Raw genomic sequence first — 12,211 nt, 5'->3', positions numbered from 1 at the left:
TTTTAAGAGTAATAGTATCAGTATATCCAAGTTTTAGAGGTTGCTTACAACTGGATTAAAGTTTTTGCACCAGAACCGTTTACACTACTAATCTTAGTATGTTTTGGGTGTTGTTTATGAGTATACCACTTCTAATCATAAAGTAGCATAGTAAAAAAATTGAAACCCGTCAGGGTTTATTTGATATGCCCACTTTTATAAAATCTATAAAAGATAATAAAAAACTATATGGAAAGACCGCATTTTGTATAAAAATATACCTTAAGTTGATGGATGTGTGGTGGGACCCCTCATAACTAAAATATTTCAACAAACGTTTGTTTAATTTTTCCATAACTAACTTCTGTATCATATAAGTAAAAAAGATAAGAAAACCCCATTTACATATATTCAAGAATTATAGTTATAATATGAAATTCATATTCTTATAGTTAATTAATCTTGAATGTCATTATATATTTTTCTGTAAGAATACTATATTATTCGATATAGATTTTGAATATATAAAATTTATATATTATTTTAAATTTTATTAATATATAATGTTATTGGATTTATAACTTAGATAAGGAGAAATAACATGATGCAACAGATAAATAATTCTAACTGGTTTACTTGTCCTTTATTGCGGAATCAGCCTAAACTAAGGCTCTTTTGTTTTCCATACGCAGGAGGGGGAAGTAGGATATTTCGGGGATGGGAAAAGACACTGCCTGCTGATATTGAAATACATATTGCTCAACTACCAGGAAGAGACAAACGTTTTTTGGAGGAGATATCACGTTCGGTAAGCAAAATGGTAGAGGGGCTAAAACAAGGAATACAGCCTTATTTGAATGAGCCATTTGCTTTTTTTGGTCATAGTATGGGAGCACTCCTTGCTTTTGAATTAGCAAGAACTTTAGTGAAAGAGGAGAAGGTCTCTCCACTTCACTTGTTTGTATCAGGAAAAGCGGCTCCACATTTAAAAAATATTCACCGAACTATTTATAACCTTCCTAAAGAGCAATTTCTTCAAGAATTGAGTAACCTAAATGGTACACCTAAGGAAGTACTTGGAAATAAGGAATTAATGGAGATATACGAGCCAATTTTGCGTGGGGATTTTGAAGTTTGTGATACGTACCTTTATAAAAAAGGGAGTCTTTTAACCTGTCCTATATCTGCTTTTGGTGGATTACAGGATGTAAGAGTTGATGAGAGAAACCTAAAAGCTTGGGGAGAACTTACAACAGGCTTTAATCAAGTACGTATGGTAGAAGGAGATCATTTTTTTCTTCATAGTCAGCAAGACTTTATCCAAAATGCAATAATTAATGATTTAAAATGCAATGTGTAAAGATAGAATTTTATTTTAGAAAGGGTGTATATTGAAAATATTATAAGAAATTAAATAGTATCGTATAGAGAGTGAGAGAGCATTTAAAATGATTAATATTTATGCGATCAAAAAGCCACAATTTATAGATGAAAATAGATATAATACCTTATTAAATTTGGTGTCTGCGGAAAAAAAGAAAAAAATAGATGGTTATGTAATAAAAGAAGACGCTTATAGATCTTTGTTAGGTGATATTTTGATACGATCTGTGATTTGTAAGCAATATAAAATATTTAATCAAGATATTAAGTATGATTACAATAAGTATGGTAAACCTTTTTGGGAAGGAAGTAATCATTTTTTCTTTAATATTTCGCACTCAGGAGATTGGATTGTTTGTATTGTAGATAAATTTCCTGTAGGTATAGATATTGAGCAAATATGTCCTATAAACTTAGAAGTAATTTCGCATTTTTTTTCAGATGAAGAAGTAGAAGATTTAAATACTAGGTCATCGGTTGGGAAAATTGATTATTTTTATGACCTGTGGACATTAAAAGAAAGTTATATAAAAGCAATAGGAAAGGGTCTTTCGATTCCTTTAAACTCTTTTGTAATAAAAAAAAATAAGGAGGAAGGTATTATCGTTAAACATGATGATCTTTATTCTTCTTATTTTTTTACGCAATATCAAATAGATTCTAATTACAAATTATCTGTATGTGCAACTTCTAATCGGTTTCCAAAGAAAGTTATTATTAAAAACATGTCAGAAATTGTTCAAGAGGTATTAGTTAATAATATAACTAATTTATAATGGAACTTAAACAAAAATTGCAAGATTTGACACTCCCACCCCTAAAGGAGCAAGCTAAATAACGTCAGTGGGATTCTTGCTACCAAAGGCGAAGTCCATTTCTGGTATCGCTGACGTGAAAGATTGCGGTGTGTCATCACCACTCTCACGACAGACCGTATAGGTTCGTGTTCAGATGTTTTAAAAGTACGCATGCCGAATAAACCCGAATGGGTTTATTTTTTTTAACTATGCTACCTGATGATACGGAGTGGAGAAACTATGGTCAAGGTTGGGGGATTTTTTATGATTAGAGAATTGTATCAAATATTTTCTCTTGTGGTCCTTATTCCTATTATCCTCGTAAAATTCGTAAAAATGTTCTCAAAATATTTTCGTTAGAATATTCAGAAAAACATTTACACATACAATGTTTTTAAGGTATGGTAGGGGTATTATACCAATAATATACGAGGAGGCTGTTTATGCAAAGAAAATATTTGTCTAAATCTTCTGTACTGGAATTCTCTACATCTTTATTATTACCTACTAGCACAGCGTTTGAGGGCACTCTTGAATCTAATACCAAAGAAACGGTAAATAATGAACAACCACAAAAAACATTAATTAATGATGGGAAACCATCTATGAAATCTCATGATAAAGATGGAAATCTAATTAAATCTTATTCTTAAGAAGAAATCAAGGAACTACAGTGAGAGAAGGTTTTGATGTATTTAAGCATTAAAAATCCAGCCACATTATCATTTGAATGTGTACCACCTAATTGAATGATTATACATATCATTAAACCAAGATTCTATTGTTCCGGCTTGACATGGAGCCTCTACGGGCATGAATTCTTGCAAAGAACGAAGCCAAAAGGACTTCACAAGGCAATCCACCCTATCATGCCCGCTTCTCCATATAAAGTCTTCCAATTCAATGTTATGTATGAAAATACCAGTAGATAGCTGGTTTTTTAATGACTATATGGCTGGGATTTCAGTGATTATATACAGGTTTTGGAACGGAACCCAGTATATTTCCAAATCAAGTGCATGCCACAGTTTATTTTGATGATCTTGATAGTAATAGTTTGGATCTTATTGCTCGACCTCCTTTTGAATTAGAAAAGGCTGAGAAAATGTGCTTAAGTGAGTGAAAAAAGTTAATCAAAATTCTAAAATAGAGTGAGGTTTTTACTACTGCTTACGGATTTTGTGTGAATTAAAAAATATATTGTATCTAAGCGATACATAAAAATAGAAGTAGTAATAGGAGAGAGGAATGATTTTAAAAAGTGAGATCACACAGTTAGTGCCGTCAATGTTAAATTAGGATTTTATTTACATTCCACTATTTTTGACATAATCAATTGGTCTTCCTTCATCTTTTCAGAGGGATTCGTTTTTCTTTTTTCCCATTTGTAATACCCACTTCTTGAGACCCCTGCAATTTCACAAAGCAACACAATTGGAAAGATATACTTTAATGTATGAGTAATCTCGTATTCTATTGGTTTATCTCTTTTGACCTCATCCCCTTTTTCGCAACTAAGAGCTTTTTTAAGTATGCATTTTCTGCTTCTAATCGTTTTATTCTATCCTCTTGATTTATTGCATTTGTTTGTCTAGTTTTCCTAGATTTACCTCGCTTTTCTTGTTGGCCTAGAATCCCTTCATTATTATAGTTTTTAATCCATCGGTCTATAACTGAATATGTAACTCCTAATTCCCTTCCAATTAATTTACTACCCGTTCCTCTATGTAAGTACATTTCAATAGCTTTCATTTTAAAATCAATCGAAAAAGTTCTTCCTATTTTCCCCATCAAAAATCCCCTCCATAATAAACAGTACAGTAACTTTCTTTCAGCTGTCTACTATGAGGGGATAATACCATTAGGGGGCATCTTTTTTAAATTCCATTGGTATCTGTAGTGATTGTAGTAAATCATATATTGTTTAATTTGATTTCTTAATTCATCTAAAGTTGTATATGCTTTAATAGAGGCTTCATCTTTAAGATGGCCAAAGAAAGATTCTTGGTGAGCGTTATCTCAATAACCAGTAAGTGTGCTTAACGAGATCAATAGAATTATAGAACCAAGTAGTAAACGTTTCATCCATCTGTCCGTTCCTCGGTAGTTATTGATGAGTCGTTTTATTTGGAAAAGGGAAATTAATGTTTATCCTAACAGGGACAATATCTTATTATTTAAGAATTTTATAATTTGGATATTTATATATTAATTTATAATAAGTCCTATTTCAAGGAACCATCAAACACAACAAAATCCTGAATTTAGATAAGTTATCTCAAGTTCAGTTTTTTCTGTTCGGGGCATAAAACAAAAATCGTCCTTATTACACTAATATTCAATCTTTCTGTTACTCCGGCTTACTCCCGATTTCTATATGATTTATGGTTTGACACAATACAAAAAAACAATAACAAACCATTGTGTTAAGTTGATGATTTGGAAGAAATTCAGATGTGATCCTTCATTTCTCGAATCGTTGACTTAACCCTTTGATATATATTTATTAAAATAATGTCGAGTTTTGGCGAAAAAAAAATCTTTATTAAATTCATTTCTATTGTGTATAATTTAACTTACTTACCGTATATTCTGATAATTTGTTTTTTTCGAATAAATTATCTTGTAAAATTTTGATTAGATTAAATTACTTGCTTCAAGAAAAACTTTTTTAGTGAAAATTATGAAAAAACATAAGTTATTAGATTTAAAGAAACTTACAATACATACCCAGGCTAATCGTCCTTTAAACGAATTCTGTTTAAGAAACTGCGCCTAACTTCTAAGTGTTTTACGCCTTCTTTGAGGAATCTAATGAGTACGCGTATGAAGCTTATTCATTATAAGGCGAAACTGCCATTGTGAGGAATAAAGTATGAAAAATTGCACCTACGAACTCTATCAATTGAATGCTGGGTCTCCTATACTCCCCAACTACATGTATATCATTGTGGACACCGTTACTCGTAAAACGGCAATCATTGATCCAGGATGGGATTTGGATTTGATTACATCTCGTTTTGAGGAAATAGGGGTTAAACCCTCTGTTATTTTGCTGACACACTCCCATTTTGACCATGTGAATATGGTGGAACCTTTAGTTGAAAGGTATGGATCATCAGTGTATATGTCAGGTATAGAATGCAATTACTACCAATTTCATGCCCCAAAATTAACATGCTTTGAGGATATGGAAATCCTATTTTTGGGGAATACCCGTATCCAATGCTTAGTCACTCCTGGGCATACTGCGGGTGGGAGCTGCTTTCTCCTTTCAGATGCTATCTTTACTGGCGATACTGTTTTCATTGAAGGATGTGGAATGTGCAATAAAGAGGGAGGATCCCCAGGACAGATGTATGAGAGTTTTCAACGTATAAAAAGGACTGTAGCTCCGCATGTACGAGTGTATCCAGGTCATTCGTACGGAAAACCGCCAGGTTACCGTCTTGATGAATTAGAGAAATACAATATTTATATTCTATTCAATTCAAAAGAACATTTTGTGAACTTCAGAATGCGTAAAAATCAAAAGCATTCTCCATTTTAAAAACTATATATATAAAAGATGGATCGTAATCAATTCAATCATTTCTTATTTTTCAAATCAGTCAGTTTATACGCATTTAGCAAAGTAATTCAAACTGGGGATGGTGATCATGTTTGCTTCCGCAGTTTGAATTACTGAGCGCTAAAAAAGGATATGTAAATTGCATTGAGAGTTATAAAAAAAATTTTGCAAAGTAGAGGATGAAATATGAGGGATAAGATATCCAATTTACATCTTAATAACACTCAAGCTGATTTTAACACTGGAATTAAAATTACCGAACAGTTTGAGTTGAATGTCGCTAAGTCTCCAACATCAGTGGCAATTATAGGAGACGGCATCGATATTACATATCAAGAATTTAATTCGAAAGCAAATCAATTAGCACGAACACTTAGATCCAAAGGGATTGGACCTGAGTGCCTTGTTGCAATTATGGCCGAACGTTCATTAGAGATGATGATTGGTATTTGTGCGATTTTAAAGGCTGGTGGTGCTTATGTACCAATAGACCCGACCTATCCCCAGGCTCGTGTTAATTACATTCTTAATGACAGTCAAGCAAAGATTGCACTAGTGCAAAATAAATTTTTAACTTCCTTCGATAATCAATACCTTACGATTGATTTAAATGATGAAGCTTCATACGACTCGAATGATGAAAATCTAGGACCTATTGGCTCTTCTTCCGACTTAGCTTATGTTATTTATACCTCCGGTTCCACAGGGAATCCTAAAGGAGTTATGGTGGAACATCGTTCAATGATTAACGGTCTTAACTGGCTACAGAAAGTCTATCCAATCAACCAAGAAGATGTAGTGATGCAAAAAGCATCCATATCTTTTGATCTCTCTGTATGGGAGTTATTTTGGTGGATGTTTGCAGGGACAACGCTGTGTTTACTTAAACCAGGAGGAGAAAAAGATCCAGAAGCGGTTATTAAGGCAATTGAAAAACATCAGGTCACGACCATATACTTTGTACCTTCGCTATTAAATCTTTTATTAGATTATGTCAATGACTCTGATAAAGATAGAAACTTATCTAGCCTTAAGCGAGTCTTTGCAATTGGAGAAGCTTTAGAAAAGAATAGTGTAGACACGTTCAATGATCATATTAAAGCTCTTTATAATACTCAATTAATTAATTTATACGGACCGACAGAAGCTACTGTTCATGTGACCTTCTACGATTGTTCTAGTAAAGAGATGGACGGTATGGTGCCAATTGGTAAGCCTATTGATAATATTCGATTATATATTGTAGATGAAAAATTGCGTCCTCAGCCATCTGAACAAATAGGCGAGTTGTGTATTGCTGGAGTAGGGTTGGCACGAGGCTATATAAATAGAGAAGAGCTAACACTTGAAAAATTTGTTGAACATCCGTTTGAGGGAGAGGATCGTCTTTATCGTACAGGAGATTTAGTTCGTTTGCTTCCTGATGGAAATATTGAATATATCGGACGGGTTGACCATCAAGTTAAAATTCGAGGATTTCGGATTGAAGTGGGGGAGATAGAGCATCAACTGCGTGAGCACAAGAAGGTTAGAAATGCAGTAGTCATTGCTCGTCAAGATAAGAAGCACCAACAGTATCTATGTGGCTATGTTGTTCCTGAAAAGGTAGTAACAGAGCAAGAATTAAAAGAGAGCCTCAAGGACATTTTACCGGGATTTATGATTCCTGATCGTTTGGTGATAATGGACAGCTTTCCATTATCACCAAACGGTAAATTAGATCGCAAACAATTACCAGAGCCTGAGCAAATTGAAAACAATCTGGAGTATGTTGCACCTCAAAATGAAATTGAGCAAACGTTAGCTGAATTGTGGAAAGAGGAACTTGGAATAGAGCGAATTGGCATCCATGATAATTTCTTTAATTTAGGGGGACATTCACTGAAGGCGATTCGTTTGAGATTGAATATTCAAAAGGCATTGCAAGTAAGTATTCCACTGCATATCATTTTTGGGAGTCCGACGATAAGGCTTCTAGCGGATTACATAATGGGTAAAGAAGGCAAGGGGGAATATAAGCCTATTCCGAAAGCAAGTAAAAAACCTTATTATCCCCTGTCTTCTGCCCAAAAAAGAATGTATATGCTTAATCAACTTGATCCGGCATCAATTAATTATAACATTCCTAATGTGTTTAAAATTAAAGGTGCACTAGATATCGTCAATCTAGAAAAAGCTTTACAAACACTCATTCAACGCCATGAAAGCTTCCGAACAAGCTTTATGATAAAAGATAATGAAGCAGTTCAAATCATACACGACGAGGTACCTTTTAGCTTAGATTATGCTGAGGTAGAAGAAAAAGAGGTTGACGCACTAATACGTCAATTTGTAAAACCTTTTGACTTATCACAAGCTCCTTTAATTAGAGCCAAATTTGTAAAGATAGATGACTATCAATCCATTTTTATTCTGGATTATCACCATATTATTGCTGATGGTGTATCTACTAATATCATAATCAATGAGTTATCTCGATTGTACACGGGAGAATTTTTGCAACCTATCCCTATCCAATACAAAGATTATACTCAATGGTATCAAGAACAGTTAGAAGACAATACATTTACTGGTCAAGAAAAATACTGGTTGGAGAGTTACTCAGATGAAATCCCAACACTGAATCTTCCAACGGATTTTAAGCGCCCTGACGTACAGAAGTTTGAAGGAGCAAAAGTTTCTTTTGAAATTAACGGGGAGTTAACAGGTCGATTACTCGAGGTGGCAAGGGATAGTCAAGCGACTCTTTATATGACGTTGTTAACGACTTTTAAAATGTTGTTGAGTCGGTATACGGGTCAAGAAACAATTATTGTAGGGAGCCCAATTGAAAATAGGCAACACCCAGATTTAGCTGAGACTGTAGGAATGTTTGCCAATACACTTGCCATAAAATCAAGAATTGATCCAGAAAAGAACTTTGCAGAGCAATTAAGTCTTATTAAAGAGGAATCTTTATGTATATACGAGAATCAAAATTATCCACTTGAAGAGCTAATTAAGCAGATTAACCTGCAGAAAGACGTTAGTAGAAATCCATTATTTGATGTCATGTTTGTGTTGCAAAACATGGAGGACAGTCAACTATCATTAGGAAAGGCACAGGTAAGGCCATACAATTTTGATTTTAAGACGTCCAAAGTGGATCTCACCCTAATTGCTATAGAAACAGGTAATGGTATTTCTTTTGACCTAGAATACAGTACGAATCTGTTTAAAGTAGAAACAATTGAACGTCTGGTGCAGCACTTTGTCAAATTATTAAGTGAGATAGTTAGAAATACTTCTAAGCCGATTAAAGAGATCGACATTTTATCCCAAAAGGAGCAACAACAAATAATAGTTGAATTTAACCAAAATAGAACGAATTATCCTAAAAATAGGACAATTCAAGTGTTATATGAAGAGCAAGTGATGAAGTTTCCTGACCAGATAGCTGTTTCTTTTAATGGTGAGAACTTGACCTATGCTGAACTGAATCAGCGAGCCAATAACCTTGCACAGCTATTACGTAAACAGGGGATTCAGCCTAATCAATTAGTCGGTTTAATGCTTGAACGTTCACTTGAAATGGTAATTAGTATGCTTGCAGTGGTAAAAGCAGGTGGGGCCTATCTTCCAATAGACCTGGAATACCCAAGTGATCGAATTGCCTTCTTGTTGAAGGATAGTCAAACTAAGCTTTTGCTGACAACTTCTCATTTGGCCAAGACTAACGTATTTGCTGGGGAAATTATCTGTATTGACCAATTGTCTTTAACTCGTGAGAGCATCCCTAATCCTGAAGTAAAGAACCAGTCTGGAGATTTATCTTATGTAATGTATACATCAGGTACAACCGGTGCGCCTAAAGGTGTGTGTATTAGTCATCGTAACGTTATTCGATTGGTCAAAAATACTAACTATATTCCTTTTTCTTCAGACATACGAATTTTACAAACTGGTGCGTTTGGATTTGATGCGACTACATTTGAGGTCTGGGGAAGTTTGTTAAATGGGGGGACTCTATACTTGGTCGACAAGGAAAGGATCTTGGATACTACACTATTGAAACAAACAATTGCAACAACCCCTGTTAATACAATGTGGCTTACTTCACCACTTTTTAATCAATTAGTAGACAAAGATGTTTCCCTCTTTGCCTCAATGGAGTATTTGATTGTAGGTGGAGATGCATTATCGCCAAAGCATATCAACCGTGTAAGAGAAGAGTGTCCACAACTGAAGATCATTAATGGTTATGGGCCTACAGAGAATACGACTTTCTCAACGACCTATGAGATAGAGAGACATTTTGAAGGTAGTATTCCCATTGGAAAGCCAATTTCAAACACACAAGCTTATATTTTAAACAAGTACAATCAGGTACAGCCGATTGGAGTGGTGGGTGAATTGTGCTTTGGTGGAGATGGTTTAGCAAGTGGCTATTTTAACAGACCAGAACTAACAAAGCAAAAATTTATAACAAACCCTTTTAATAAAACTGAAAAATTATACAAAACTGGTGATATGGCAAGATGGCTTTCTGACGGGAACATAGAGTTCTTGGGAAGAGTTGACCATCAAGTGAAGATTAGAGGATTTAGAATTGAGCTGAGTGAAGTGGAGAGTAAATTGTTGAGCCATTATGCAGTTAGAGAGGCAGTTGTCTTGGCAAAAGAGAATCCAAAGAGTGGGGAAAAATATCTCTGCGCCTTTTACACAACCTCAGCAGAAGTTGAGGTTGATCATCAAGATGTAAGAGAGTATCTTCGTCAGTCTTTACCAGCTTATATGGTGCCGGGCCATTTTCTACAGTTAGAAGAGTTTCCGCTCAATGCAAACGGTAAAATTGATCGAAAAGCATTGCCAGAACCTTCCCAACATGAAGTAGTTAATGTTGAATATACAGCACCAAGGAATGAAACAGAGAAGAAATTGGTCCAGTTGTGGGAACAAGCTTTAGGTATGGATAAGGTCAGTGTATTCGATTACTTCTATGACTTAGGAGGCAACTCTTTATCAGCTACACTCTTGCATGCTTATATTCAGAAGGAATTCGGAATCCGCCTTTCTTTAACAAGTCTCCTTCAGAATCCAACAATAGAAATTATGGCGAAACAGATTGGAAATGATATTCATCAGGAAGTATTCACGATTCCAGTTGCACAAGCAAAAGAGTATTACCCAATGTCTCCGCAACAAGGACGTATATATACACAGCAAGAGATGAGTTCTGGACTTACTAACTACAATATATTAATTACTGTGATGCTTGAACAAGGGATAGATATTGCAAGATTTAAAGCGGCATTGCAACAAATGATTGAGCGCCACGAGTCATTGAGAACTTCGTTTGTATATGCGAGTGAACAAGTATACCAAAAGGTTTGGGAGCAGGTTGTGTTGGATGTGGAATATTATGAGTCCGAAGAAGCCCTGCGTGAAGTCTCATTTATGCGACCATTTGACTTATCTCAAGCCCCGTTGTTAAGAGTGGCATTGGTCAAGATGGAAGACAAAACCCACAAAATTTTCATAGAAATGCACCACATTATTACTGATGGATTCTCTTTAACCATTTTCTTTAAAGAATTGCAAGCATTGTATGAAGGGAAAATCCCTCCTGAACTCTATATACAGTACAAAGACTATTCAGAATGGATGAATCAAGAGCGGAGACAAGAAATAGAAGAGACACAAGCAAGATTTTGGCTAGATGTCTTCAAAGAACCGGCACCAACTTTAGAGCTACCCACTGATCAAAAACGGCAGGATAAGCTTGATTTATCTGGTGAGATTTTGTCTTTTGAAATTAATGCACAGCAAACGGTAGCCTTGCGCCACTTCTCATTGAAGCAGGAAGCTACTCTGTTTCAAGTGCTTGTCTCAATTTATAATGTGTTCCTTATGAAGATTACAGGACAAGAAGATATTGTAATAGGAACACCAGTATCAGGAAGGAATTACCCAGGCCTAGAAAATGTTATGGGGATGTTTGTAAACACGTTATGTCTTAGAAATTATCCTCAACCAAATTTATCTTTTAGTGCCTTTGTGCGTGAAGTTAAACAACGAAGTATGGATGCATTTGAGCATCAAGAGTATCCATTTGAAAAATTGGTAAATGAAGTGGTAAAGGATCGTCAATACAATCGTAATCCACTCTTTAACACCATGATCGCTTTACAAAATATCGACTTATACCAAATGAACTTCCTTGGTGGAAATGTTCGTTTGTCTACAGAGCATGAGCACTTTGTTATGTTTGATTTAAACATGCAAATATACGAATTGAAAGACAGGTTAATAATTGATTGGGAATATGTTACACAGTTATTTACAGCAGAAACGATGGGTAACTTCCAAAGATATTTTATGGAAATCATTGATGTTATTATCCAAAATCCAGATGTGAAGCTAGAAGATATTCAACTGTCCGCACTTCCAAAAACAAAGCAGGTGGAAGTGCCAAATTTTGATTTTTCTTTTTGAAAAGAGG

Annotated in this window: 6 protein-coding genes and 1 pseudogene; 5 read left to right on the top strand and 2 right to left on the bottom strand. The window is 34.8% G+C overall.

Features of this window, described 5'->3' with window-relative positions; translation table 11 throughout:
• Positions 1–580: 580 nt before the first annotated feature.
• From JDS96_RS22880 to JDS96_RS22870, 3 genes are all read left to right on the top strand, one after another.
• Positions 581–1,339, top strand: coding sequence for a thioesterase II family protein (locus JDS96_RS22880; protein WP_199668098.1), 759 nt, complete (start codon positions 581–583; stop codon positions 1,337–1,339).
• Positions 1,340–1,427: 88 nt separating this feature from the next.
• On the top strand, positions 1,428–2,138 hold the full coding sequence (locus JDS96_RS22875) for a 4'-phosphopantetheinyl transferase family protein (protein WP_199668097.1): 711 nt from the start codon (positions 1,428–1,430) through the stop codon (positions 2,136–2,138).
• Positions 2,139–2,602: 464 nt separating this feature from the next.
• Positions 2,603–2,812, top strand: coding sequence for a hypothetical protein (locus tag JDS96_RS22870; protein ID WP_199668096.1), 210 nt, complete (start codon positions 2,603–2,605; stop codon positions 2,810–2,812).
• Positions 2,813–3,632: 820 nt separating this feature from the next.
• Here JDS96_RS22870 and JDS96_RS22865 read toward each other — a convergent pair.
• Positions 3,633–3,950 carry a transposase gene (locus JDS96_RS22865; protein WP_199668095.1) on the bottom strand — a complete coding sequence of 106 codons (318 nt, stop codon included), beginning with the start codon at positions 3,948–3,950 and terminating at the stop codon, positions 3,633–3,635.
• Positions 3,951–4,001: 51 nt separating this feature from the next.
• A pseudogene (locus tag JDS96_RS22860) lies at positions 4,002–4,178 on the bottom strand (IS3 family transposase); the annotation flags it as partial.
• Between the two features lie 856 nt (positions 4,179–5,034).
• Between JDS96_RS22860 and JDS96_RS22855 the strand changes: the two are divergent.
• Together JDS96_RS22855 and JDS96_RS22850 are read left to right on the top strand one after the other, a co-directional pair.
• On the top strand, positions 5,035–5,709 hold the full coding sequence (locus tag JDS96_RS22855) for an MBL fold metallo-hydrolase (RefSeq protein WP_199668094.1): 675 nt from the start codon (positions 5,035–5,037) through the stop codon (positions 5,707–5,709).
• Positions 5,710–5,916: 207 nt separating this feature from the next.
• The gene (locus tag JDS96_RS22850; RefSeq protein ID WP_199668093.1) at positions 5,917–12,204 is read left to right on the top strand and encodes a non-ribosomal peptide synthetase; all 6,288 of its coding nucleotides are present in this window, start codon (positions 5,917–5,919) and stop codon (positions 12,202–12,204) included.
• Positions 12,205–12,211 lie beyond the last annotated feature (7 nt).

The organism is Bacillus cereus group sp. N21, assembly GCF_016483395.1.
Lineage (GTDB): Bacteria > Bacillota > Bacilli > Bacillales > Bacillaceae_G > Bacillus_A > Bacillus_A pseudomycoides.
This window is presented reverse-complemented; position numbering and strand designations above follow the sequence as displayed.